The 23894-nt window shown below is 53.1% G+C and carries 24 protein-coding genes and 1 pseudogene; 9 read left to right on the top strand and 16 right to left on the bottom strand.

Going from position 1 to position 23894, the window contains the following annotated elements; translation table 11 throughout:
* Positions 1–9 precede the first annotated feature (9 nt).
* The gene (locus Y71_RS23420) at positions 10–1113 is read left to right on the top strand and encodes a M20 peptidase aminoacylase family protein (protein WP_007373005.1); all 1104 of its coding nucleotides are present in this window, start codon (positions 10–12) and stop codon (positions 1111–1113) included.
* A 1-nt stretch (position 1114) separates the two neighbouring features.
* On the opposite strand, the gene Y71_RS23415 is transcribed toward Y71_RS23420, so the two are convergent.
* Complete coding sequence (locus Y71_RS23415; RefSeq protein ID WP_007373006.1) at positions 1115–1636, bottom strand: VOC family protein; 522 nt, start codon at positions 1634–1636, stop codon at positions 1115–1117.
* Positions 1637–1834: 198 nt separating this feature from the next.
* Between Y71_RS23415 and Y71_RS23410 the strand changes: the two genes are divergently transcribed.
* From Y71_RS23410 to Y71_RS23400, 3 genes and pseudogenes are all read left to right on the top strand, one after another.
* On the top strand, positions 1835–3205 hold the full coding sequence (locus Y71_RS23410) for an NAD-dependent succinate-semialdehyde dehydrogenase (RefSeq protein ID WP_007373007.1): 1371 nt from the start codon (positions 1835–1837) through the stop codon (positions 3203–3205).
* Positions 3206–3331: 126 nt separating this feature from the next.
* A pseudogene (locus Y71_RS23405) lies at positions 3332–3463 on the top strand (BrnT family toxin); the annotation flags it as partial.
* Between the two features lie 17 nt (positions 3464–3480).
* A complete protein-coding gene (locus tag Y71_RS23400) occupies positions 3481–3786 on the top strand; it encodes a BrnA antitoxin family protein (RefSeq protein WP_007373009.1) in 306 nt (101 codons plus the stop codon).
* A 77-nt stretch (positions 3787–3863) separates the two neighbouring features.
* Here the strand turns inward: Y71_RS23400 and yjiA are convergent, their stop codons facing one another.
* The 3 genes from yjiA to btsT all read right to left on the bottom strand — a co-directional run bounded on the left by yjiA (position 3864) and on the right by btsT (position 7338).
* Positions 3864–4820 (bottom strand): GTPase, encoded by a 957-nt coding sequence (gene yjiA, locus Y71_RS23395; RefSeq protein ID WP_007373010.1) that lies wholly within the window; start codon positions 4818–4820, stop codon positions 3864–3866.
* A 10-nt stretch (positions 4821–4830) separates the two neighbouring features.
* On the bottom strand, positions 4831–5034 hold the full coding sequence (locus Y71_RS23390; protein WP_007373011.1) for a YbdD/YjiX family protein: 204 nt from the start codon (positions 5032–5034) through the stop codon (positions 4831–4833).
* A 150-nt stretch (positions 5035–5184) separates the two neighbouring features.
* Positions 5185–7338 (bottom strand): pyruvate/proton symporter BtsT, encoded by a 2154-nt coding sequence (gene btsT / locus Y71_RS23385; protein ID WP_007373012.1) that lies wholly within the window; start codon positions 7336–7338, stop codon positions 5185–5187.
* Between the two features lie 326 nt (positions 7339–7664).
* On the opposite strand from btsT, the gene tsr reads away from it, so the two are divergent.
* Both tsr and Y71_RS23375 read left to right on the top strand, forming a co-directional pair.
* The gene (tsr, locus tag Y71_RS23380) at positions 7665–9338 is read left to right on the top strand and encodes a methyl-accepting chemotaxis protein (protein ID WP_007373013.1); all 1674 of its coding nucleotides are present in this window, start codon (positions 7665–7667) and stop codon (positions 9336–9338) included.
* Positions 9339–9424: 86 nt separating this feature from the next.
* Entirely contained in the window at positions 9425–10237 is an 813-nt protein-coding gene (locus tag Y71_RS23375) for a GNAT family N-acetyltransferase (protein ID WP_007373014.1), read from the top strand.
* Between the two features lie 17 nt (positions 10238–10254).
* Here Y71_RS23375 and opgB read toward each other — a convergent pair whose 3' ends face one another.
* The 9 genes from opgB to Y71_RS23330 all read right to left on the bottom strand — a co-directional run bounded on the left by opgB (position 10255) and on the right by Y71_RS23330 (position 17757).
* Entirely contained in the window at positions 10255–12546 is a 2292-nt protein-coding gene (gene opgB / locus Y71_RS23370; RefSeq protein WP_007373015.1) for a phosphatidylglycerol--membrane-oligosaccharide glycerophosphotransferase, read from the bottom strand.
* 241 nt (positions 12547–12787) lie between these two features.
* Positions 12788–13288 (bottom strand): YjjA family protein, encoded by a 501-nt coding sequence (locus tag Y71_RS23365; RefSeq protein WP_007373016.1) that lies wholly within the window; start codon positions 13286–13288, stop codon positions 12788–12790.
* A 74-nt stretch (positions 13289–13362) separates the two neighbouring features.
* A complete protein-coding gene (dnaC, locus tag Y71_RS23360) occupies positions 13363–14100 on the bottom strand; it encodes a replicative helicase loader DnaC (protein WP_007373017.1) in 738 nt (245 codons plus the stop codon).
* 2 nt (positions 14101–14102) lie between these two features.
* The gene (dnaT, locus tag Y71_RS23355) at positions 14103–14642 is read right to left on the bottom strand and encodes a primosomal protein DnaT (protein ID WP_007373018.1); all 540 of its coding nucleotides are present in this window, start codon (positions 14640–14642) and stop codon (positions 14103–14105) included.
* Positions 14643–14800: 158 nt separating this feature from the next.
* On the bottom strand, positions 14801–15229 hold the full coding sequence (locus tag Y71_RS23350; RefSeq protein ID WP_007373019.1) for an organic hydroperoxide resistance protein: 429 nt from the start codon (positions 15227–15229) through the stop codon (positions 14801–14803).
* A gap of 85 nt (positions 15230–15314) precedes the next feature.
* Positions 15315–15764 carry a MarR family winged helix-turn-helix transcriptional regulator gene (locus Y71_RS23345; protein WP_007373020.1) on the bottom strand — a complete coding sequence of 150 codons (450 nt, stop codon included), beginning with the start codon at positions 15762–15764 and terminating at the stop codon, positions 15315–15317.
* 45 nt (positions 15765–15809) lie between these two features.
* The gene (locus Y71_RS23340; protein ID WP_007373021.1) at positions 15810–16451 is read right to left on the bottom strand and encodes a TetR/AcrR family transcriptional regulator; all 642 of its coding nucleotides are present in this window, start codon (positions 16449–16451) and stop codon (positions 15810–15812) included.
* Between the two features lie 65 nt (positions 16452–16516).
* Positions 16517–16990: a threonine/serine exporter gene (locus Y71_RS23335; protein ID WP_007373022.1), complete on the bottom strand. Its 474-nt coding sequence runs from the start codon at positions 16988–16990 to the stop codon at positions 16517–16519.
* A complete protein-coding gene (locus tag Y71_RS23330) occupies positions 16981–17757 on the bottom strand; it encodes a threonine/serine exporter family protein (RefSeq protein ID WP_007373023.1) in 777 nt (258 codons plus the stop codon). The genes Y71_RS23335 and Y71_RS23330 overlap by 10 nt, the downstream gene beginning before the upstream one ends.
* Before the next feature lie 549 nt (positions 17758–18306).
* Between Y71_RS23330 and Y71_RS23325 the strand changes: the two genes are divergently transcribed.
* Positions 18307–19044: a helix-turn-helix domain-containing protein gene (locus tag Y71_RS23325; protein WP_007373024.1), complete on the top strand. Its 738-nt coding sequence runs from the start codon at positions 18307–18309 to the stop codon at positions 19042–19044.
* Positions 19041–19661 (top strand): DNA-binding transcriptional activator BglJ, encoded by a 621-nt coding sequence (gene bglJ, locus Y71_RS23320; protein ID WP_071532035.1) that lies wholly within the window; start codon positions 19041–19043, stop codon positions 19659–19661. The genes Y71_RS23325 and bglJ overlap by 4 nt, the downstream gene beginning before the upstream one ends.
* 47 nt (positions 19662–19708) lie before the next feature.
* On the opposite strand, the gene Y71_RS23315 is transcribed toward bglJ, so the two are convergent.
* On the bottom strand, positions 19709–20167 hold the full coding sequence (locus tag Y71_RS23315) for a YbaK/EbsC family protein (RefSeq protein WP_007373026.1): 459 nt from the start codon (positions 20165–20167) through the stop codon (positions 19709–19711).
* A gap of 337 nt (positions 20168–20504) precedes the next feature.
* On the opposite strand from Y71_RS23315, the gene Y71_RS23310 reads away from it, so the two are divergent.
* A complete protein-coding gene (locus Y71_RS23310) occupies positions 20505–21845 on the top strand; it encodes a PTS cellobiose transporter subunit IIC (protein ID WP_007373027.1) in 1341 nt (446 codons plus the stop codon).
* A gap of 45 nt (positions 21846–21890) precedes the next feature.
* Here the strand turns inward: Y71_RS23310 and fhuF are convergent, their stop codons facing one another.
* Complete coding sequence (fhuF, locus tag Y71_RS23305) at positions 21891–22679, bottom strand: siderophore-iron reductase FhuF (RefSeq protein ID WP_007373028.1); 789 nt, start codon at positions 22677–22679, stop codon at positions 21891–21893.
* A 102-nt stretch (positions 22680–22781) separates the two neighbouring features.
* Positions 22782–23846 carry a GGDEF domain-containing protein gene (locus Y71_RS23300; RefSeq protein ID WP_035943134.1) on the bottom strand — a complete coding sequence of 355 codons (1065 nt, stop codon included), beginning with the start codon at positions 23844–23846 and terminating at the stop codon, positions 22782–22784.
* Between the last annotated feature and the right edge of the window lie 48 nt (positions 23847–23894).

The following is a 23894-nucleotide window of genomic DNA, read 5'->3' as shown; positions in this document are numbered from 1 at the left end:
GAGTAAGACGTGTCACGCACATTAGAACACTTTAATTACCTGCATCAGATCCCGGAGCTGGGATTCGAAGAGTACAAAACCTCTGCCTACATCGCAGGCGTACTGGAGGCGGCGGGCTACCAGGTCACGCGCCAGGTGAATAACACCACCGGCATCGTGGCCGTGCTGGACAGCGGTAAACCTGGTCCGGTGCTGGCGTTGCGCGCCGATATGGATGCGCTGGGACATATCATCAATGGCGAGCATGTCGCGCGCCACACCTGCGGCCACGATGGTCACTCTTCCGTGGTACTGACCACCGCCCAGGAAGTGATGGCGGAAGGGGTGGTGAAAAAGGGCAAGCTGAAGTTTATCTTCCAGCCGGCCGAAGAACTGGGCACCGGAGCGATCGCCCTCACCGAGGCTGGCGTGCTGGAAGATGTCGATATGCTGCTCGGCTTCCACCTGCGCCCGCTGGAAGAGTGCCCGATGGGGCAGGCTGTTCCGGCGATGTACTACTCGGCATCTGCCACTGTTGAAGTGATGTTCCACGGTAAAGCGGCGCACGCCGCGCGCCCGCATTTAGGGGTGAACGCGCTGGATGCCGCGGCGCACGCGGTACAGGCTGTGAATGGCATTCACCTTGCGCCGTCGCTGACCTGGAGCGCGAAAGCCACGCGTTTTCTCTGCGATGCCGGAGTAACAAACTCGATTCCCGATAAAGCGCAGGTGTGCTGGGATTTGCGTGCGGCGCAGAACGAATCCATGGATACACTCAAGCAACAGGTGCTGCGCGCCATTGAGAGCAGCGCCGCGGCGTATGGCGCACGCGCGGAGATCCGCATCCTGAAAGAGATGCCTGCCGCCATTATTCATGATGAGGCAACGGAAGTGGTTTCCCGCGCAATTCGTAGCGTGTTTGGCGATGCCGGGTTGACCGAACCGAAATCAACGCCAGGCAGTGAAGACTTCTTCCACTACCTGCGTCTGCGCCCGCAGGTGAAAGGCGGTTTCTGGGGGCTGGGCGCCAACCTGACGCCGGGGCTGCATCACCCGGAAATGCACTTTGACCGCGAAGCATTAGCGCTCGGCGTGAAAGTGTTTAAAGCCTGTGTGCAGGATGTGCTGGGCTGAGTCAGGGCTTCCAGCGGCGCAGTGGCGTTTCGCGCTCATAGGGCATCGGCGAGGGCCGGGAGATAAACTCGACGATGCTGCCCCACGGCGTACGGCCGTAGCAAAACACATTACCCTCGCCTTTTTCGGTGGCAAAACTCAGCGGCTGCGGCGCGGTAAACACTTCGCCGCCCGCCGCGCGAAAACGCTGTAACGCGCGTTCAATATCGTCGCTGTAAACCGCAAAGTGCTGCAGGCCAAAATCATTTGCCCGCTGCGCTTCCCGCTGTGATGGTCCCTGCATTTCAAACAGCTCAATGCCGGGGCCATGCGCGAGTTTCAACATCCTCACCGCTTTCACCACCGTACCCGGCACCAGGCCTAACGTCTTCTGCTGCGCATCGTTATCAAGATCTTTATCTTCCGGCGAAACGGACTGATAAATCAGTTCGGCGCCCAGCGCCTGGGTGAGAAATTGCGTGGCCTCTTCGATATCCTGCACGGTAATACCAATATGATCGATCCCGCGAACGGTCTGCTGCATGCTGCCTCCTGTGATGTTCATCGCATAAGCATAGCGCAACGTACGTCTGCCAAAATCAACGCTATAACCTGCCGGTTAATCATTATCTTTACTTATCTTTATCCTGTTTATTCTTACAAGACATCATGTATCAACTAGTCTTAAGACTTGTGCCAGCGTTTAAAACTTAATGAATGACGATACCAGGAGACATGTAATATGGCTTATAAAACTGTGAATCCTTTTAACAATCAGCTCATTAAAGAGTACGCGAACCACAATGATGCCGAAATTGAAGTGGCACTGACAAAAGCGGATGCGCTGTATCACTCTTCGTGGTCGAAGGGGGATATTGATCAGCGGCTTACGGTGTTGCACAAACTGGCCGATCTGATTGATAACCAGCAGGAAGCGCTGGCAAAAATCGCCAGCCGTGAGATGGGGAAACTGATTGCGCAAAGCCGCAGCGAAGTACAGCTCTGTGCGCAGATCGCCCGCTACTATGCCGATAACGCGAAAACCTTCCTGGCACCGGTGAAATACCCGTCTGAACTCGGCGAAGCGTGGGTTGAGCACCATCCGATTGGCGTGATCATGGCCGTGGAGCCGTGGAACTTCCCCTATTACCAGTTGATGCGCGTACTGGCGCCAAACTTCGCCGCCGGTAACCCGGTTCTCTGTAAACATGCCAGCATCGTGCCGCAGTGCGCCGAAGCTTTTGCCCATCTGGTGCGGGAAGCGGGCGCACCGGAAGGGGCGTGGACCAATCTGTTTATCTCTTCCGATCAGGTATCGGCCATTATTGCCGATCCGCGCGTGCAGGGCGCGGCGCTGACTGGTTCGGAAAAAGCCGGTAGCGCGGTAGCGGCGCAGGCGGCGAAGCACATCAAAAAATCGACGCTGGAACTGGGCGGGAATGACGTGTTTATTGTGCTGGATGACGCCGATCTGGATAAGGCGGTGGAAACCGGCGTGCAGGCACGCCTGGCGAATGCGGGCCAGGTTTGTACGGCAGCCAAACGCTTTATTATTCATCAGGATATTGCCGATCAATTTCTGCGCAAATTCACGGACGCTTTCGGCCAGGTGAAGCTGGGCGATCCACTGGATGAAAGCACCACGCTTGGCCCGCTTTCGTCGAAAGAGGCGCTGGATACGCTAAGCCAGCAGGTGAGCGAGGCGGTACAAAAAGGGGCGAAACTGCATTTCGGTGGTAAACCTGCCAAAAGCGAAGGCAACTTCTTTGAACCAACCATTTTGACCCATATTACGCGCGATAACCCGGCTTACTTTGAAGAGTTCTTTGGCCCGGTGGCGCAAATTTATGTGGTGAATAACGATGATGAAGCTGTTCGACTGGCTAATGATTCGCACTATGGCCTCGGCGGGGCAATCTTCAGCCGCAATATCAAGCGCGCGAAACAGATGGCTTCGCGCATTGAAACCGGAATGGTGTGGATCAACTGGCTGACCGATACCGCCGCAGAATTGCCGTTCGGCGGCGTGAAGCGCTCTGGCTTTGGACGCGAACTCTCTGATTTAGGTATTAAAGAGTTTGTGAACCAGAAACTGGTGGTGGTGCGGCAGTAATTTTCCCTTTCCCCCTCCAGCGAGGAGGGGGAATCTTTACATTCCGTGATGAAAAAAACAGCAGATCAAAATACAAAAATGTATATACTTTTCTGTATATACGCTCAAGGATGAGAAAAGCATGTCATGGAGTTTGAATGGGACGTCACTAAAGCAAGAAGTAATCAACGCAAGCATGGCATTCGCTTTGAAGAAGCCGTATCGGTTTTCGAGGATCCTTACCATTTGTCCATCCAGGACCGGTTCGAGAATGGCGAATAAAGAAAGGGATCGTTATGAGCATGGTTAAACATAAATCGGGTGAGTTGCCAGCGCTCAACAAGCAGTGTGAAGCTGAATTAAAAGCGCTGGCAAATAAATCGGACGGAGAGATTGATTACAGCGATATTCCGTCCACAGATGACGTGTTATGGGCTGGCGCTGTGCGCGGTAAGTTTTTTCGTCCGTTAAAAACGCAGGCATCAGTGCGTATTGATGCTGATGTGATGGAGTGGTTAAAACGACCGGGGAAAGGGTATCAGACGCGGCTCAATGCCATTTTGCGTGAGGCAATGATGCGCGATTTGCAGAACAAGAAGTAACGGATAGTTGCCGGATGGCGCTGCGCTTATCCGGCCTGCGTTCTGCTCTGCAAACCCCTGGCCGGATAAGGCAGTGGCTATTTTTTTAACCCTGCAAAGGCTTCGCGGATTTCGTCTTCCGGCAGTTGCACACCAATAAACACCAGCGTGCTGTGCGGGGTTTCATCGCCCCACGGGCGATCCCAGTCGGCGCTGTAGAGGCGCTGCACGCCCTGGAAAAGCAGACGGTTTGGCTCGCCGTCTATCCACAGCATCCCTTTGTAACGCAATAACTTTTCGGCAAAACTCAGCAGCAGGCTCTCCATTACTCGCGACACCTCGCTGATGTCCACCGGGTAATCGAGTTCTACCACAATCGAGCTAATGTCGTTCTGCTTGTCGGCCATAAAGTGGAAGCGCGGCTTCGCGGCGACCACGTTCTCTTCCAGCATAAATCCGTTGGTATTAAACAGGTTCGCCAGCTCGATATCTCCGTGAGTAACGGTGTAAATCGGCGCGCGAGCGTTGATGCGGCGCAGGCGTTCGCGCAGTTTTTCGCTCTCGCCGGCAACATCGGTTTTGCTCAGCAGGATGCGGTCGGCATAGCCAATCTGCGATTGCGCCAGCGTAAACTGGTTCATTTGTTCATCGGCGTGGACAGCATCGACCAGCGCGATCACCCCGTCGAGCAGATAGCGCTGGCAGAGGGTTTCATGGGCGAAAAAAGTCTGAATGATTGGGCCAGGATCCGCCATGCCAGTGCACTCGATCACCAGACGGTCAAAGGCGATATCGCCGCGATCGAGGCTGTCGAGCAGATCCAACAGCGCATCTTCCAGCTCACTGGAGCGGCTACAGCAGATACAGCCGTTAGTCAGGGTTTTGATTTGCGTGGCGCGATCGCCAATTAATTGATCGTCAACGGAGACTTCACCGAATTCGTTTTCGATGACGGCGATTTTGTAGCCGTGCTGTTCATTGAGGATATGGCGTAAGAGGGTGGTTTTGCCTGCGCCGAGGAAACCGGTCAACAGTGTGACTGCAATTGGGGTCATAACATCTCCTTTAGCAACAGCGGACACCGCCCTTGCCGTCGCCGCCGTAACGCGCCTGCTGGCGTTCGCGGAAGAACTCTTCGTAAGTCATGTACGGTTTGTCGGGATGGTTGGTCTTCATATGGTCAACATAGTTGTCATAGTCCGGAATACCAATCAGCATCTTTGCCGCCTGACCGAGGTACTTTTTTGCTTCGCCTAAGTTACCAAACATTATTCTTCCCGGATATTGATTATGCTGGATGGCGGCGTTCGTCCTATCCGGCCTGCGATGACTGCTGAACTCATGTAGAACCCCGCTCTGCGGGGTTCTACATCATGAAGTTTTGTTAGGCCGGATAGGCGTAGCCATCCGGCATCAGGTTTAATGATGTGAAGAGGTTTTCACGCCGCCTTCCGGCACCGGAACATACGGTGTTTCTTTGTCGGTACGCACTTTATTGTTACGTACGTTCAGCCAGGTTTTGATGCCGTAGAAGATGATGCTGTAAACCACCACCAGGAACAGAATACTCAAACCGGCGTTGGTGTAGTTGTTCACCACGATATGGTTCATGTTGGCAATCTGTTGCGCAGTCAGGTCACTGCCGCCCGCGGCAATCTTCTCTTTGTACTGGTTAGCCATATACAGGAAGCCTTCCAGTTGCGGGTTGGTGCTGAACAGTTTCAGACCCAACGCCCAGGTGGTGCACAGCAGCAGCCACATGGCCGGAACCACGGTCACCCAGATGTATTTGGTGCGCTGCATTTTCACCAGCACCACCGTGCCCAGCATCAGCGCCACTGCGGCCAGCATCTGGTTAGAGATGCCGAACAGCGGCCACAGGCTCTTCACGCCGCCCAGCGGATCGACCACGCCCTGATACAGCAGGTAACCCCACAGACCCACGCAGCCCGCCGTACCGATAACGCCTGCTACCAGCGAATCGGTTTTCTTCAGGAACGGTACGAAGTTGCCCAGCAGATCCTGCAACATAAAGCGACCGGCACGTGTGCCCGCGTCCAGCGCGGTAAGGATAAACAGCGCTTCAAACAGAATACCGAAGTGGTACCAGAAGCCCATGTCTGCCATCGGGATGATTTTGTGGAACACGTGAGCGATACCGACCGCCAGCGTTGGCGCGCCACCTGCGCGGTTCAGTACCGACGGTTCGCCGATATCTTTTGCAGTTTGCAGGATCTGCTCAGGTGAAATTACAAAGCCCCAGGAGCTGACGGTCGCCGCCGCGTGCGCGGTTACATCTTTCAACTGCGCCAGAATCATCGGCGCGTTTTCACCGCCCAGCTCATGCAGGTTTGGCATGGTGATGCCCAGACCGGCTGGCGGGGTGTTCATCGCAAAGTAGAGGCCCGGTTCGATAATCGATGCTGCAACCAGCGCCATTACCGCAACGAAGGATTCCATCAGCATTGCGCCATAACCGATAAAGCGCGCGTCGGTTTCGTTGGCCAGCAGTTTCGGTGTCGTACCCGAAGCGATCAGCGCATGGAAGCCAGATACGGCGCCACAGGCGATAGTGATAAACAGGAACGGGAACAGTGCACCTTTCCACAGCGGGCCGGTGCCGTCAATGTACTGCGTCACCGCAGGCATTTTCAGTTCCGGGTTGAGGATCACGATGCCCAGCGCCAGACCGACGATCACGCCGATTTTCAGGAAGGTTGCCAGATAGTCACGCGGCGCGAGGATCAGCCAGACCGGCAGCAGCGCGGAAACAAAGGCATAACCAACCAGCGCGAAGGTGATGGTGGTGTCTTTGAAGGTCAGCGCCGGTCCCCAGTATGGGTCGTGGGCGATCACACCGCCAAACCAGATGGAAGCCACCAGCAGCACAATACCGATCACCGACACTTCACCCACGCGGCCAGGGCGCAGGAAGCGCATGTAGATCCCCATAAACAGGGCAATCGGTACGGTGGAGCAAACGGTGAACACGCCCCACGGGCTTTCCGCCAGTGCTTTCACCACGATCAGCGCCAGCACCGCGAGGATGATGATCATAATCAGGAAGCAACCGAACAGCGCGATGGTGCCGGGTACGCGGCCCATCTCCTCTTTCACCATCTCACCGAGAGAGGCGCCGTTACGACGGGAGGAGATAAACAGCACCATGAAATCCTGTACCGCACCGGCCAGCACTACGCCTGCCAGCAGCCATAATGTGCCGGGCAGGTAACCCATTTGCGCGGCCAGTACCGGGCCGACCAGCGGGCCTGCACCAGCGATGGCGGCAAAGTGGTGACCAAACAGCACGTAGCGGTTGGTTGGCACATAGTTAAGGCCGTCGTTATTGATCACCGCCGGTGTTGCGCGGGTCGGATCGAGTTTCATCACCTTTTGCGCGATGTAAAGGCTGTAGTAGCGGTAAGCCACCAGATAGACGGAGACGGATGCAACAACGATCCACAGAGCACTAACGTGCTCACCCCGGCGTAAGGCGACAACAGAGAGACAGAAAGCACCGATAATCCCGAGAATCACCCAGGGTATGTGCTTGAAGAGTTTTTTAGTATCCATATCAGACCTGGTTTTTTGCAGAATGAGTGAACTGGACTTGAAGTGTTGTTTTGACTGAATGCTGGCTGCGATCATGACAAATTACGCGCGTAAAGCGGCGATGATTTGACTCAGTGGTCAGAAACGGTTGCTGAGCGGTAAAGGGGTGGTGGTGAGCGGTTTCAGCGGCGCGTAAGTGCCGGAAAATATGTGATTTTGATCACGCAGAGAGAAAAGGCTGGTTGTCTTTTGTTCGGTGAAAAGCGAACAAAAATAGCACGATGCACCATAAAGTTTTTCTTATGCAGGCCGAAAACCTAACGTCTGTCTATAAGGAAAGAGAAAACATGTTAACTCGCATCAAACTTGTCACCAGTTTATTGCTGGTGCTGGGATTATTTGGCCTTTTACAACTCACTTCTGGCGGCTTGTTCTTTAACGCGCTGAAACACGACAAAGAAAACTTCACCGTTCTGCAAACCATTCGCCAGCAACAGTCCACGCTGAACGCCAGCTGGGTTGCGCTGCTGCAAACCCGTAATACCCTTAACCGCGCCGGGATCCGCTACATGATGGATCAGAACAATATTGGCAGCGGCGCGACGGTGTCCGATCTGATGCAGATTGCCAGCACCTCGCTGAAACAGGCAGAAGCAAACTGGAATGCTTACCAGGCGCTGCCGCGCGATCCGCGCCAGAGCGAGGAAGCTGCGGCAGAGATCAAGCGTAACTACGATATCTACCACAACGCGCTGGCGGAGCTGATCCAGTTGCTGGGCGCAGGCAAAATTAATGCCTTCTTCGATCAGCCGACCCAGAGCTATCAGGACGGTTTCGAGAAGCAGTACCTCAATTATTTGCAGCAGAACGATCATCTGTATGAAACGGCGGTCAGCGATAGCGAAAGCTCTTACGGCTCTGCCATTTGGATCATTATTACGGTGCTGATCGTTGTGCTGCTGGTGATCATCGGTGTCTGGGCTGGGATCAAGCGAGCGCTGATCGGGCCGTTGAACCACCTGATCGACAACATTCGTCATATTGCTGGCGGCGATCTGGTACAGCGCATTGATGTCCACGGTTCCAATGAGATGGGTGTGTTGGCTGACAGCCTGCGTCATATGCAGAGTGAGCTGGTGCGTACCGTCAGCGATGTGCGTAATGGCGCCAACGCGATTTATAGCGGGGCCAGTGAAATTTCGGTGGGGAATAACGACCTTTCCTCCCGTACCGAGCAGCAGGCCGCTTCGCTGGAAGAGACGGCAGCCAGCATGGAAGAACTGACGGCAACGGTGAAACAGAACGCCGATAACGCCCGTCAGGCGAGCCACCTGGCGCTGAGCGCCTCTGAAACCGCGCAGAAAGGCGGTAAAGTGGTGGATAATGTTGTGCAGACGATGCGTGATATTGCCGCCAGTTCGCAGAAGATCGCTGACATTATCAGCGTAATCGACGGTATTGCCTTCCAGACCAACATCCTGGCGCTGAACGCCGCTGTTGAAGCCGCGCGTGCGGGCGAGCAGGGGCGTGGCTTTGCGGTGGTGGCGGGCGAAGTTCGCAACCTGGCGCAGCGCAGCGCCCAGGCCGCTCGTGAAATCAAAAGCCTGATTGAAGACTCTGTCGGTCGCGTTGAACTGGGTTCTACGCTGGTGGAAAGCGCCGGGGAAACCATGGGTGAAATCGTGAATGCGGTGACCCGCGTGACCGACATTATGGGTGAAATCGCGTCTGCCTCCGATGAGCAGAGCCGTGGTATCGACCAGGTGGGTCTGGCGGTTTCCGAGATGGATCGGGTGACACAGCAGAACGCCTCGCTGGTGGAAGAGTCCGCTGCTGCGGCGGCGGCGCTTGAAGAGCAGGCCAGCCGTCTGACGCAGGCGGTTTCCGTATTTCGCATTAGCCAGCAGCAGAGCAAGCTGAACAGCGCGACGCCAGCCAGTTTCACCCGGGCCTCTCCGGCAAGCGCACTACCGCGTAAAGCGGCGGTGAGCGATGCCGGTGATAACTGGGAAACTTTCTGACGGTTATTTGCGCCCTGTCATGCAGGGCGCATTTCCCCTCCGCTTCCCCGTGCTATGCTCACTGCATCATTTCGTGGAGAAGCCTTATGAACTTCGTCGCTATCCCTGCCATTCACTACAGTTGTACGCAACTTGCCGCCCTGGTTGGGCAATGTTTTGAAGGTTACAGCATGCCGTTTTCGTTGCCGCCAGCGGTATTTGCCCAGCGTTTTATCGCCGAAGGGCTTAGCCTCGTGGACTCATGCGTCTGGCTGGATGACGAGGAGCCTGCGGCGGTGGCCCTGATCACCCGGCGCGGCGCATCGGCGAGGCTGGCAGCATTCGCCATTCGCCCGCAGTATCGTGCGCAGGGGTTGGGCAAACGTCTTCTTCCGCCCTTAATAACCGCGCTGCGCGATAAAGGCGTGCGGTTGCTGCGGCTGGAAGTCATTCAGGATAATCATCCGGCGGTTGCTCTGTATCACTCGCTGGGCTTTACCACAGTCCAGCCACTTTATGGCTTTCAGGGCGCGAAGGAGGTGGACGGTGAAGATAATGCGTTGCGGGAAATTGATCCGTTGATCGTGGTGCGCAAAGCGGTCTGCGAGAGTAATGCCACGCTCTCCTGGCTGACCGATCCGCTCTCCGCCGTATCATTACCGGCGCGGGCGTTTGAGTACCGTAATCATGCGCTGGCAGTGATTGCCACGCACATGGAGACGCCGCAACTACGGTTTATTTATGTGGAACCGGAGTACCGGCGCAGAGGATTTGCCAGTGAACTTCTGCGGACGTTGAATCAGCATTTTCCCGGTCTGAGCACCTCGGTGGTGGTGCCCGGCGCATTTGCGCCGCTGTTCGATCGTGCGGGTTACAGCAAGCTTGCGCTTAGCCAGTATGAGATGAAGGCTGACCTGTAACGGCCAGCCTTTGATTTTTAACCTTCGTCACTCAGCACTTTGATTTCCGCCAGCCCGATTCCAATCTGACGCGGCGAGTGACCGAGAATATTCCCTTCGTTGGTGGATTGCGGGTCCGGGGGGACAATCACCAGCGTGCTGCTGCGGGAAGGATTATTGAAGCGCAATGTCGTGGTGCTGAGCGTGTTATCCAGCATCAGAGTTTGCTCTTCATCGCCGACACGCACCGGAATCGGGCGGTTGGCGTTCGGGCCGTACGCTTTGGCGGTAATGACCAGTTCGAAATGCTCCGGCAGCGGCTGGTTATATTCAATCGACACTTCCTTGCCCAACTGCGCGTTGGACCAGCGCCCCCAGCTTTCCGGACGGGAAATGCCGTTGAATGATTTCACCTCTTCCGGCGCGCCAGGAACGTTAAAGACAAAACTGTCGGCTTTGTAGCGAATGTTGTTATCGAGGATCTTCAGCGTATCGACGTTATTCCGGTAGCGATCGGCGCTGATCACGCTCTCTTTAAACGCGGTTTTGCCTTTCCATAATGCCTTATCGATATGCTGAACCTGCTGTTCGCCGCCAAGTTGCCCCTGCGAGACGCACCAGTCGGTAGAGAGCGCCAGTTCTGGTGACCACAGGCGCGCCATTTTGTAGCACTGATCGATCCACACGAAGTTATCGCGCGGTGCAAAGTCGGCAAGCTGGAAGCGCAGCGGCGCGGAGTATTCGCTTTCGGGCAGCGGTTCAACGCGATGACTGGAAACGCGCACCAGCAGCGGTAAACGGAACTGGCTGCCGGAGAAGGCGACCATCTGTTTCTGGCTATCCACCGTGAACTCTTTCATCGTTTTCGGGAAGTTCCACAGGCGAATGACGTCCGGTTTCCATGCCAGCACTTTCTCTTTCATATTCAGGAATACCCCGGAGAGCGACTGGCCGGAAATACTGCTGCGCCCAAGGCCGAGGAAGTTGTCGCCGCCGAGGATATCGAGCACGGTTGCGCCGTTATCCAGCGTGCTGCGTTTGATCCCGGAAACATCCTCCTGGCGCTCATCGCCGCGCATCACAAAGAACAGATCGCTGCGATCTTGTTTGTTGAGGTATTTCCATGCCGTGTTGTTCATCGCCAGATGATCGGAAGAGACTACGATCACCGTGTCTTTAAACCACGGCGACGCTTTGATCTTATTGATCAACGCCGCGATATGCTGCTGGCTACAGGTGACGGCGCTGAATGACTGGTTCGGTTTGCCATCATAGCTGTAGCTTTTCCGCTCGCAGGTGCGCGAGATAAAACCATCCGGATGGTGCGTATCGACGGTCAGCGCAAACAGCGAGAAACGTTTGCCCGCACGCGACAGCTCTTCGTAGCGTTTCCAGACGGCATCCAGCACCGTATCGTCGTAGAAGCCCCAGTCATTACGGTAGTGGGGATCGGCGACCTGGCTTTTCAGCTCTTCCGCGCCAACGAGGTAATCAAAACCGTGTGATTTCAGGAACACATCTTTCCCGGCAAAGCGCAGATTCGCTCCCTGGATAAAATGGTTCTCGTAGCCGGAATTTTTCAGAATGTCGCCGAGGCAAAGATTCTGCGGGAAGAAACTGGACACCGAAGCGGAAGCGTTGCCTTCAAAAGGCGCGAACAGTGGAATACCGCACTGCGAGGCGACCATGCCAGCGATGGTGTAATCCGTACCGGGGAGTTGCTCCGTATGGCTAAAGTCGAGGCTTTGCGCCTTCAGCGCGCCCAGTTCCGGCGTCAGGCCAGGAAAGGCCTCTTCATTGAAGTAGGTACGCTCCAGGCTTTCGCCGTAGATGTAGACCAGGTTGAGTTTCGGTTCCGGGATCTTCTTCGCCGGGACTTTATAAAACGTGGCGAAGTCGGGATCGCCCTCGCGCGTCTGGGATTTCACCAGTTCGGTGATCTGGCGGAATGCCGGGCTGGCATCGACCGAACCCAGCGCCAGAACCAGTGCCAGCAGGCTGTAGCCAAAATGATGGGGCAGATGGCGACGGCGGCGCAGTACCCAACCCAGCGCGCAGAACAACGCCACCAGCGCGAGAACCAGCCCCACCCCGGGTAACAGGTATTTGCTGATGCCCGCACCGGTCAGGCTGTTGGTGAGGGTGTACAACACCGCATCGTTAATGCCATCGCCGGTAAAGTAATTACTGGCGTACAGCGTGATATTCAAAATAATAAACAGACCCAATACCAGCAGCGTTGCAGTAAACCACCAGCTATTTCGCCCCGCCTTACAGGCGTAAATCACGACCGAGGCGAGAAACAGAGCAATAGAGAGCAACTCGGACAACCGTCATTCCTCATCAAGACCAGACATATTGCTGGTTAATAATTTTTGTAACAGGAAAACTAATTTAATAGTGATGTCACACTGCTGCAATTGTAGTGTCACTTTATTCTGAGTTGATTAAGAAATGGTTTAGAAAGCGACAATGTTGCTGTACATCATGTCTGTGAACGGGCGGAACGACGGAAAAAGAGAGGGGAAAATGCCGCGTTCAGGCCGAAAAAGCGCTCAACGCGGCGGAAGATCAGGAGAGGAAGTTGACGCCCTGTTTCAGAACGATATCACAGGCTTTTGACTTCACTTTTTCGGCCAGCGGCGTGCTGCCGATGTTGCTCAGGTTTAACTGCTCGCCGTTTTTGGTATTCAGCATACCCTGAAGGCCATCCAGATAGTTGGTGTCCTGTTTCTGCTGGCTGGCGCCGAGCCCCAGTTTATCCAGCACCTGGTTTTTCACATTCTCGGTGTTGGTGAGCGAGGAGAGCTTGTTTTTGGCGCACCAGGTCATTACGCCTGCCGCATTGTTCATGGTATTGGAACTGAGCGCCTGATTACCGCCGTTAAGCAGGCCGGTCAGGGAGGAGAGCGACAACCCACCCTGCTGCGAGGCGGTGCTGCTCTGATTTTTCTGGCTGAGCTGGCTGGCGGCGCTGGAGAGCGTATCCTGCCAGGAAGCGGCGTTGGCAAAGCTGGTTAGCAGGGCGCTGCTGATGGCAGCAGCGCAGAGCAGGCGTTTGGCGAATTTCATATCGTGCAGATCCCGATGTTTCAGTAAAGCGCTGAGTATACACCTGCGCAGATCCGCCACAGAGGTGAAAACTCTCAATACTCTTTACCGGTGACGCGGCTACGGTAGCTCTCCCAGTTGAAGATCACCCACAGACTGTTGCCGAGACGCATCCTGTCCATTACGCGCTCGCCCAGCAGCTTATTCATCTCTTCCAGATTGCTGTTAGTGAGCATGCCGGTCGGGCGTTTGGACGAAGAACGCCTGTCGACTATCTGATTGATAATGACTTTTTCGTAGCGGGATTCTGTCTGCATGCCGATTTCGTCAATCACCAGCAGATCGACGCTGCTTAAATCGTTCAGCAACTGTTCTTCACTGCTTTCGCGATTGCCGAACGTCTCTTTCATCGCAGACATAATGTCGGCAACGGTAATGATCAGCACCGATTTACCGCGCAGCAACAGTTCATTGCAGATAGCGGCGGCGAGGTGATTCTTGCCGGTGCCTGGTTTGCCGGAAAAGATAAAACTGGCGATATTGCCTTCAAACTCTTCGACATATTGACGCGCCTGGCTGAGGGCACGCATCTGGCCCTCCGTTTCGACCCGGTAATTTTCAAAAGAGCAGTTCTGGTGCAGCGGACGAATGCCGGAGCGATTAAACGTGCGCTGCATTTTCATTGCGCGGTTTTCTCGCTCCAGCGCCGCCGAACGGATTGCGCCCTGTTCTTTCTGCCAGGCCATTAGCTCCTCGCCCGTTTTAAAGGCAGGCACGGTGTTGGCGGGCATCATCTTTTGCAGTCGCTTCATCAATTCGCCGACGTTTTTCATCGTTATCCTCTAAAGCCTGGTGGGATTTGATTGTCCGGTTCTGATAGTGCATTGATATCGCGTTTCGCCGCGCTATTCTGGCTGGTACGACCGATTTGTACGCTGCGCGCCAGCTTTTGCTGCCACTGCACATGGTGGAACACTTTGCCTTCGGCCTGCCAGTAGGCAACAAACGAGGCCAGCTCTTCTGGCGTAACGGGCTGCGTTAACGCAATGCCCCACAACGCAGCCAGACGCTGGAAATCTGCATCCGGCTGCCAGCCTGCATACATGGCGAATTTGCCCATTGGCACATTCACCGGCGCGGCGGTGGGTTCTTCATAAAATTGTGCATCAAGGGCAATGTCACTGGCTGGCCGCGCAAGGCGGGCTTCAAGCGCCAGTAATTGCTCAAGGCGTTGCGGCGTAACGGCATAAAACGCGGGGCTGTTATTAGCAAAAACAGCGACAGCGCCGCCTTCCGTACGGGCCAGAACACTGGCGTGATCGCGCACAAATTCATCAATGCCGATGACATTCGATGTCAGGATTCTGGAAGACATAACGCGTTCTCAAACAGGATTACTACGGATAAGGCGCTCTGTGTTTTTTTCACACAGGCATAATGACACATAGTAACACAGTGAACGGAAAGGGCAGTACAGCATGAAAAAAGCCGGGTTTCCCCGGCTGTTGATTTTCTCAACGTGTCGCTTGCGTGTTACGCAATAATGTTCAGCGTAACGTCGATGTTGCCACGGGTGGCGTTAGAATAAGGGCAAACGATATGCGCGGCATCGACCAGTTTTTTCGCTTCGGCTGCGTCCATACCTGGCAGATGGATATTCAGTTTCGCTTCGATACCGAAACCGGTAGGCAGCGGACCAATGCCGACTTCACCTTCGATAAATGCGTCTTTCGGAATGGCAATTTTGTCGCGGCCAGCGACGAACTTCATGGCGCCCAGGAAGCAGGCGGAGTAGCCCGCAGCGAACAGTTGTTCCGGGTTGGTCACTTCACCGCCCGCGCCGCCCATCTCTTTTGGTACGCCCAGTTTGACATCCAGGACGCCGTCAGAAGAGGTTGCGCGGCCGTCACGGCCTCCGGTGGCTTTAGCTTTAGCGGTGTAGACGACTTTTTCTAATGACATGGCAGGTTCCTTAATTATCTTGATTGGTTGCTATAAAATAGCGTGCTATTTAGTTGGTTGAGATAAACTCCCCACGAAAGGGAGTTTATGCCCGTTGAAAGTTCTGGCGAAGCTGTTCCAGTTGCTGCTTGATATCGTGCAGCGTCGCGCTATCGCAGGCCATGGCACAGCCTATCGCTTCCGGAATGGACGTCGCTTGCTGCTGCAATGCGCGCCCGCTTTCACTCAACGTAATCACCACTTGCCGCTCATCCTGGCGTGAACGCTGACGGCGGATCAGCCCTGCGCTTTCCAGCCGTTTAAGCAGCGGCGTCAGCGTTGCTGAATCCAGAAACAGGCGCTCACCAATCTCTGACACGGTGATATCGTCCTGCTCCCACAGTACCAGCATGACCAGATACTGTGGATAAGTAAGATTCAGCGGAGCCAGAAGCTGCCGGTAAAGCTTATGCAGCGCCAGGTTTGTTGAGTAGAGTGCAAAACAAAACTGGTTATCTAAGGCGAGCTGTGCGTTTTTGGTCGGTGTCGTTTTCATGTTTTTTAATATATGTAGTGTGCGATTTAATTGCAAGATATTTTTTTACGGGCAGGTATAACGTAGCACAACCTCGACTGCCATCTCCCGATAGTACTGGCGCTGCGCAGTCGCATCAGGGTTCTCTTCAAACAGCATGGAAAAAGAGTAGCTGTTGGCGACGTAGTGAAAGCTGAAACTGCTCATCAGACGGTGCACATCGCGGGCATTGACGTTTTTATTGAACAGCCTTTTTTGCTGGCCGCGGCGGAGAATATCTTCCAGTAAGGTCAGCGCGCTGCGGTTCACATCGCGCAGCAGGACCGATTGCTGAATAAAACGCCCGCGCTGCATGTTCTCCATACAGATAATACGAATGAAATCAGGGTGAGCGGCATGGTAATCGAAAGTGCTTTCGACCAGTTGCACCATCGCCTCTACGGGCGGCATATCCGCAAGATTCAGCTTTTTCTCGCTGCGGCGAATCATGGTGTAGACATATTCAAGTACCTGTAAATAGAGGTTTTCTTTGGTTTTGAAATGGTACACCACCATGCGTTTTGTGGTGGCGGAGCGCTCGGCGATTTGCTCCATGCGTGCGCCTGTCAGGCCGTATTCGGCAAACAGAGCGATGGCGCTGATGAAAATTTTGTCTTTCAGGTTGGATTCATCAAAATGTTCGGAAAGATCGCTGCCACGGTGTTCCACATCCACTCCTTACTGGCCGTCATTTGTCTGTGGATTATCACCATGGCCGCGACAGAAAACAAATCTCAAACGCGCGGGCGTTTGCGGTATATCCACAGACCGGGAATCGACAGGCCAATAGAAAGCGCGCCAACGATCGATGAGGCTTTCAGGAAATTCGTCAGTAACAGGATCATTAACTCTTCGCTGTAACCAAAGTGGCCGATTTTCACGGCCGAAACCATCGCTGTGTAGGCCGAGATGCCCGGAAACATGGGAATGACTGCCGCCACGGTAAACACTTTAGGATGCGCCAGATACCATCGCGACCAGCGAATGCCTATCGATCCCACCAGCATGGCGGCCACAAAGGTTGACCATTCGATATTGAAACCCCAGTACATCAGCGCAAAGCGGGAACCGTGGCCCAGTGCGCCAAGGAGCGCACACCAGGGCAGGGCACGATGGGGAACGTTGAAAACCATGGCAAACCCGACTGCGGGGATTGCGGCCAGCAACATATCTTGTATAAGAGCCAGAACAAAGGCGATCACATCCATCCGCGTAGCCCCCACAGTGTCATTGCCATTACCACACCGATACAGGTGGCGAGGGTTAATAAGCTGGCGATGGCCCAGCGCGCAAGACCGGTGTTGATATGGCCTTTGAACATATCAGCAACCGCGTTGATCAGCGGAAAGCCGGGGACCAGCAACAGCACGCTGGCGGCCATGGCGACGGTTGATGAATGAATAAAGGCAGGAAGAGTCAGCATCAAGCCGGAAACGGTCGTGGCCACAAAGGCGGTAATGCAGAAATTAATCTGTGGATGCATATGGCGATTCGCCAGTAGCAGCCGCACATACATCGCCACGCTGCTGGCGCAAAATGTAATAAATGCGCCGTCCCATCCGCCTTTATTGAGTTGGCAGAAACAGGCACAGGAAAGGCCAACCATAAGCGTGACCAGCCAGCGTGGGTAGCGCAGCGGTTTAACCTGGGCAAATCGCTTTTCAACGTCTCTGGCATCCAGCAACTTATGTTCGGTCATGATCACGATATGCTGTATTTCCGTTACTACGTGCATATTGATACCGCGATCGCTGTTTTTACGTGTTGAAGTCAGGCATTGCCCATCTTTGATGGTTGTCAGAACGATGGCGTTAGAGGAGATGAGACTTTCAACGCTGTCCATACCCAACGCGATGCCCAGACGCGTTGATAGCTCTTCCACTAATGCGCTCTCAGCGCCATGCTGCAACAAAAAAAGGCCACACTGAATACACAGCCGCGTAATAACACGCTGTGATGACTGGTCTGTTTGCATGATTACCCTGGTACCTGTTAACACAACGCTCACGAAGGATGGAGCGTAAAAGATAGTTTTAGCACAAGTGACAGGCAGAATGGCGCTCAGGTAGATCAAGATTTGTGCAGTAAGTCACGCTGAAGTTTGCTCTGAAGTCTTCTTAATTACCCGGTTAAGAATTCATTTAAGGTTTTTTTATAAAAAATCATATGAAAAGAAAAGAGGAGGTATTATTTGCGACTAACAGACTGGTTTTCGTAAAGTATTTCTTAAACATTTGTTAAGATTATTGTTTTTATCTTAATTATATTGTCTTTGATTATTTTAAATTTCCTTTTTATTTTTTAATAATACGCGAGATAATCTGGCGGGCTGTATGTTATATTGACATGTAAGTTGGTAATACTATAATTCCGGCTCTTTATGTTTGACCCCAACTCATAAATTTCGCCAATTCTTACGGCGACGCTTATCCAGATAATGTCATTATCTGTGGTTATTATTGGCTCCTATTGGAAAAAGTCATCGTGCGGATTGATAGAACTCGCAAATGGACGTGGAGATTTTATGTTATCAGCAGACAACACTCATGGGATTGTTATTAGCCAGACTCCGGTTCTCAGGGCCGGGATTGGCGGTATACTTGAACGTCATTTTCCTGAATACATCCTCAATTATTATTCCTGTGTAGAAGAGATAGATCTGCTGCAATTAAAGAGTGCTCGCCTGGTCATTGTTGACATCTCTGACGAGCTTTTCTATGCAAGAAGACGCTGTCAGAATTATTATTCTCTTTTTTCTCAAAGTGATAGCTCACACTGGATCTTTTTCACCCCACGTACGGTGCTGCCTGTGGCAATGGAGTTTTTGTTACGCCCGCGTATTACGTTGCTCTCCAGCCAGGAGCCCGTTGAAGGGGTGATTAATGCTATTCGCCACGGATATGGGAGCGAAGGAGAAATTAGCCAGGTGCTTATGCCAGAGGGAATGAGCAGGAGTGCGGCTAATGCTCCCCTAAGTAAAATACTTACCCTATCTGAACGTAACGTGTTACGTCTTCTTGGAAAAGGCTGGGGAATAAACCAAATTGCAATGCTGCTCAAAAAAAGTAATAAAACAGTGAGTGCGCAGAAAAATAGTGCAATGAGGCGGTTATCATTACGGAGTAATGCAGATTTATATATATGGATTAATAGCAGCCAGGGAATGGCTGAGTTGAATTCAGGCACGATGTATGGAGACCGAAATGAATGGAAAATAGCTACAAAAAGGGAAATGTCGCCATTATTGAAAAGTGCACAATGAGTCGGGAGGGATTACGACATTTATTTAGTGAATCGTCTATTAATCAGTATTCGTTTCATTTTTTTAAAGAGCATTCGGTGTTTCATCAGGTACTGAAGCACACGCCCTTTTTTTCCGTTATCTATTCACTTTTTGGGCACCGGAAAGAGCGGCGGGAGTGCCTGATGTGTTTGCACTGGCTTTCGCTTTCTCACCCGGGTGTTCAGCATATTGTTCTGGCGGGAGACGATCGGGAGGCCCAGTTGGTCGGGCATCTCTCTCCCTCGCGGCTGCATGGTATTTTGAGCAAATCGTCTCCGCTGCCTGTGTTACAGGAACAACTGGGGATGCTACTGGGTGAAACCCGGCGCATTAATGAGAACATGATTAATAATTGGTACGTGAGCCAGTGCCGTATGCTCAGCCCGACAGAGTGGGAGATCCTGAATTACCTGACGCGCGGTTTCTCGCTGGCCGAGATAGCCTCGCTGTTGGATCGGAATGTGAAAACCATCCGCGCGCATAAATTCAATGCGATGACGAAGCTGGGTGTTACGTCTGACGTCGGGTTATTGGATGCCGCAGATATTCTGACCTGGAGCCCACCAGCTCCTCGTTCAGCGTCGGAGTTGATGTAGTTCAGAGACGTCTCAGCGCCAGGCGTGCTGTACCTGGCGCTGAGACGTTACAGGCAAACGTCAATCCATTTTGCGCGTGTGAGTTCAGCCATTCGCTCAGGAGAAATGCGGACTGCGCTATGGGTAGCTCCCGCAGCGGGCAGGACTTCCGGATATTGTTTTAGTGAGATATCACAATAGATTGTCAGTGGGTTTTCTAACCCAAACGGACAGACGCCGCCCACCGGGTGCCCGGTAACCGTAACGACCTCATCGCTACTCAGCATGCGAGCTTTCGCACCAAAGGTGTTTTTCAGTTTTTTGTTATCCAGGCGCGCGTCGCCTTTAGCAACCACGAGAATGACTTCGTTTTTCACTTTTAATGACAGCGTCTTGGCGATTTGCCCTGGTTCAACATGGTGCGCGGCAGCGGCCAGTGCAACAGTCGCGGTACTTTGGTTCAGTTCAATAATATCGATATCGGGGGCGTTGTCGGCAAAGAATTGCCGCACGGACTGCAAACTCATGATGTTCTCCTGCCTGGGACCGCTATTAATCTGTCATAAGCCTGTTATCCATGTAAATATCCCGATGTAACAAACCACTCTACAAAGTTTCTCGATCGCCTTCACAATCGCGGAAACCGGTTACAGTAACCGGTTGCAGTGTCCACATTGCGGGTTAATACTGATTTTGTCCTTCCTTCTGTACATAAAATCAAATAAAGAGCCGTCTATGAAACCTACACTGCTTTGTCGTAATGCTGGTTTAAAAAACCGCATGGTTTCAAACCTAAAAATGGATCGCTGCACGGCAAAACATTCGCTGGTGCGCTTATTTTTTTAGCCTGACAGGAGAGCTGATATGTCTGCTAACCATGCTGCGTTTAACCTGATTTTCCGGTTTATAGAAAACTACGTCAGCCCGATCGCCGGGCGGATCTCTTCTCAACGTCATGTTATGGCCATCCGTGACGGCTTCATTTCTGCGATGCCGTTTATGATTGTTGGCTCATTCTTATTGGTCTTTGCCTATCCGCCCTTTTCACCGGATACCACCTGGGGCTTTGCGCGCGCCTGGCTGGATCTGGCGAAACAGTATGAAGGGCGGATCCTCACGCCTTTCGATATGACGATGGGCATTATGTCCATTTATATCTGTGCGGCGATTGCTTATAACCTCGGTAAGCATTACGTGAAATCGCACCAGCTCGACCCTTTCATGTGCGCAATGCTGTCGCTGATGGCGTTTTTACTGGTTGCGGCACCGAAAACCAACGGTACGCTTCCGGTGGACAGCCTGGGCGGAACCGGTATTTTCACCGCAATACTGGTGGCGATTTACTGTGTCGAAATGATGCGTTTCCTGAAGGCGCACAATATTGGCATTCGCCTGCCGGACCAGGTGCCGCCGATGATCAAAAACTCATTTGATCTGCTGATCCCGGTACTTGTCGTCGTGCTGACACTCTACCCGTTAAGCCTGCTGATCCAGTCGCAGTTCAATATGCTCATCCCACAGGCGATTATGGCGCTGTTCAAACCGCTGGTGGCGGCGGCGGATTCTCTTCCGGCGATCCTGCTGGCGGTGATTATTGCTCATCTGTTGTGGTTTGCCGGTATTCATGGCGCGGCCATTGTTTCGGGCATGCTGCAAATGTTCTGGTTAACCAATCTGGGGATCAACCAGAGCGCACTGGCACAGGGCGCGCCGTTGCCGCATATCTTTATGGAAGCGTTCTGGACTTTCTTTATCGTGATAGGTGGCTCCGGTGCAACAATGGGGCTGGTGTTCTGCTATTTACGCAGCCGCTCGGTTCACCTGCGTTCGATTGGCCGGTTGAGCGTCGTACCCAGCATCTTCAATATCAATGAGCCGGTGATTTTCGGCACCCCGATCGTCATGAATCCGGTGTTCTTTATTCCTTTCCTGCTGGCACCGACGGTCAATGCCATTATTGCGTGGGCAGCCATGAAGCTGGATCTGATCGGCAGAGTGATTTCTGTTGTGCCGTGGACGGCGCCTGCACCGATTGGCGGGGCGTGGGCGCTCGGCTGGGATTTCCGTGCCGCAATTCTTGTCGTACTGCTGGCCTGTATTTCAGCTGTCATCTATTTCCCTTTCTTTAAAGTGTATGAGAAACAGCTCCTGGAGCAGGAAGCGGAAGAGGCACAGCGTACAGAGGATGAAAAACAGGTCGCTTAAAACAGGATCAAGGAGAATCATAAGGGAGGCGTAACGCCTCCCTGATTATTTCAGCGTGCAGTCACCGCACTGTTGCACATCCGGCAACCGGTAACGCTGGCAACAGGTACGACGTACCAGCGCGCCATCGCGCAGCACAACAGTGCGCCACAGCGGATTATCGCTGCCATCGGAAAGCTGTTTTTCGAAGAAGCAGGTCTGGCGTAATGCCGCGACGCGAGCTTCACCCAGTTGCGGGATCATCTCACCCAGACACCAGTTGATCAGATAGCCGGTATTGCTCCAGATAAGTTTGCCGTTGATATCGCCCGTGGCTTCCAGTGCCTGAACTACCGGGAGCATCGCCTGCGAAGCCAGTGCAGTAATCCGCTGCGCATCATTTTGTAAGGTCAGTTGATGATCCTGCTGCACATCAATCCAGAAACAGGCCGCGCGACCCGTTTCATGAAATTCAACGTGAAAATGTTCAGGTGCGAGGCTAATGGCACTTTTCTGCGTTAACAACGCCAGTAGCAAGGGCGGTACCATTAATCCCAGATACCATTGTGCCCATAGTGACAGCAGCGGTTTGTTTTCGCGCGGCTGCGCCATTTGATGACGGTAAATATGATCGGAATAGGTCGCAATCAGCGATTGCAACGTGGTAGGCCGTGACCATTCCGCCAGTGTCTGTGCTTGCCAGGGCGCTGGTTCATTAAGGCGAATAAAATCGAGTAAGTGGGAGCGCGTGCTGGCGATGGCTTCCCGCATAGCATTAGCCAGCGAATCGCGTTCATCAACGAGACGGCTTCGCCAGATAGCATGTTCAGTGATCGATGCGGTGCGATAGGTCATGGCGCCAGCTGGATGCGGAATCTAAATGATAATGATTGCTAATCCTATCCAGAGGTAAAATCGATAGCAAGATTTTTATCGTAAAGTTGGTGCTGCTACGCCTCAGGCGAGGCGCAATTCCCCGCTCACCAGAATATTGTTGCGGCCCAAATGCTTGGCTTCATATAACGCTTTATCTGCCCGCTCAATAGCGGCGTCGATATTGTCATCCAGCAACGGTGCAATACCAATGCTGATGGTGACATTCGTGGCGACACTTTCATTAAACATATGCGGAATCTTCAGATCGTACACTTTCTGCCGAATACGCTCGGCAGCCAGGCGCGCATGTTCCAGATCGGTATTATTCAGCAGGATCATGAATTCTTCACCGCCAAAGCGCGCGACGATATCGCGGGAACGCACGGCATCGCGCAATGCGGCAGAGACGCGAATTAGCGCCTGATCGCCCATCATATGGCCGTAGTGGTCGTTATAAGCTTTGAAGTGGTCGATATCCAGCAGCAGTACAAACCGTGAACTATCATCCAGTGCCAGCAGGTTATCGATTTTGGATTGCAGGCCGCGACGGTTATACAACCCGGTAAGGGGATCCAGCATGCTCAAATCGTTCAGGGTTTTCCGTTCCTGCATTAAACGGTTCATTAATGCCTGGGCGAAATTATCATTACGCTTCTGAATTGCATGTTGTATGGAGATACCTAATACCGGCAAAGCAAAACTAAATATTAAACGGAGCTCGCTCTCCGATCCGGAGAAATAGAGACAAGCGGCGAATACCGGCAATGAATGCAGCAGGAACGCGGCAATGTTATTAGAAAAAGCAATCGAGCCAATAAAGAGAACATTCAGGAGGGCGATCAGCAAATACGATGAGGTGTTGTGCTGGAGTAAATCGATCCTCACGATTACATGCCATGCCCAAAGGCAGCCAAACATAAGAGAAATCAATGGGATACTGATTTTCTTTTTCGGATAGTATCTGTGCCATACGGGCAACAAAACGCTCACCGCAAAAATAATACACGCTGGTAGCGTGAAGGCGCGCAGGTTATAGAGCGGCAGAGCCATGGAGAACATTGCTGAGAGTGCATTGAGCAGCAAGAAGAGTCGCAGCGACAAACGATATCTCTTGTTACACAGAGATTGCCAGGTTTGTAATGTCATACCTAAAAATCGTTATTTATCCACAATGTAGTACTACGCAGTGAGTCG

The organism is Kosakonia radicincitans DSM 16656 (assembly GCF_000280495.2).
Taxonomy (GTDB): domain Bacteria; phylum Pseudomonadota; class Gammaproteobacteria; order Enterobacterales; family Enterobacteriaceae; genus Kosakonia; species Kosakonia radicincitans.
The sequence above is the reverse complement of the archived record's forward strand: the minus strand, read 5'-3'. Positions and strand labels throughout refer to the sequence as shown.

Coding starts and splice junctions, on each gene's coding strand:
- dnaT (WP_007373018.1), bottom strand. CDS start 14,642: ATGTCTTCCAGAATCCTGACATCGAATGTCATCGGCATTGATGAATTT.
- yjiA (WP_007373010.1), bottom strand. CDS start 4,820: ATGACCCCAATTGCAGTCACACTGTTGACCGGTTTCCTCGGCGCAGGC.
- Y71_RS23335 (WP_007373022.1), bottom strand. CDS start 16,990: ATGGATGTGATCGCCTTTGTTCTGGCTCTTATACAAGATATGTTGCTG.
- dnaC (WP_007373017.1), bottom strand. CDS start 14,100: ATGAAAAACGTCGGCGAATTGATGAAGCGACTGCAAAAGATGATGCCC.
- Y71_RS23365 (WP_007373016.1), bottom strand. CDS start 13,288: ATGAAATTCGCCAAACGCCTGCTCTGCGCTGCTGCCATCAGCAGCGCC.
- Y71_RS23375 (WP_007373014.1), top strand. CDS start 9,425: ATGAACTTCGTCGCTATCCCTGCCATTCACTACAGTTGTACGCAACTT.
- fhuF (WP_007373028.1), bottom strand. CDS start 22,679: ATGACCTATCGCACCGCATCGATCACTGAACATGCTATCTGGCGAAGC.
- Y71_RS23415 (WP_007373006.1), bottom strand. CDS start 1,636: ATGCAGCAGACCGTTCGCGGGATCGATCATATTGGTATTACCGTGCAG.
- bglJ (WP_071532035.1), top strand. CDS start 19,041: ATGAGTCGGGAGGGATTACGACATTTATTTAGTGAATCGTCTATTAAT.
- btsT (WP_007373012.1), bottom strand. CDS start 7,338: ATGGATACTAAAAAACTCTTCAAGCACATACCCTGGGTGATTCTCGGG.
- Y71_RS23410 (WP_007373007.1), top strand. CDS start 1,835: ATGGCTTATAAAACTGTGAATCCTTTTAACAATCAGCTCATTAAAGAG.
- Y71_RS23400 (WP_007373009.1), top strand. CDS start 3,481: ATGAGCATGGTTAAACATAAATCGGGTGAGTTGCCAGCGCTCAACAAG.
- tsr (WP_007373013.1), top strand. CDS start 7,665: ATGTTAACTCGCATCAAACTTGTCACCAGTTTATTGCTGGTGCTGGGA.
- Y71_RS23330 (WP_007373023.1), bottom strand. CDS start 17,757: ATGCAAACAGACCAGTCATCACAGCGTGTTATTACGCGGCTGTGTATT.
- Y71_RS23315 (WP_007373026.1), bottom strand. CDS start 20,167: ATGAGTTTGCAGTCCGTGCGGCAATTCTTTGCCGACAACGCCCCCGAT.
- Y71_RS23325 (WP_007373024.1), top strand. CDS start 18,307: ATGTTATCAGCAGACAACACTCATGGGATTGTTATTAGCCAGACTCCG.
- Y71_RS23390 (WP_007373011.1), bottom strand. CDS start 5,034: ATGTTTGGTAACTTAGGCGAAGCAAAAAAGTACCTCGGTCAGGCGGCA.
- Y71_RS23350 (WP_007373019.1), bottom strand. CDS start 15,229: ATGTCATTAGAAAAAGTCGTCTACACCGCTAAAGCTAAAGCCACCGGA.
- Y71_RS23345 (WP_007373020.1), bottom strand. CDS start 15,764: ATGAAAACGACACCGACCAAAAACGCACAGCTCGCCTTAGATAACCAG.
- Y71_RS23300 (WP_035943134.1), bottom strand. CDS start 23,846: ATGACATTACAAACCTGGCAATCTCTGTGTAACAAGAGATATCGTTTG.
- Y71_RS23310 (WP_007373027.1), top strand. CDS start 20,505: ATGTCTGCTAACCATGCTGCGTTTAACCTGATTTTCCGGTTTATAGAA.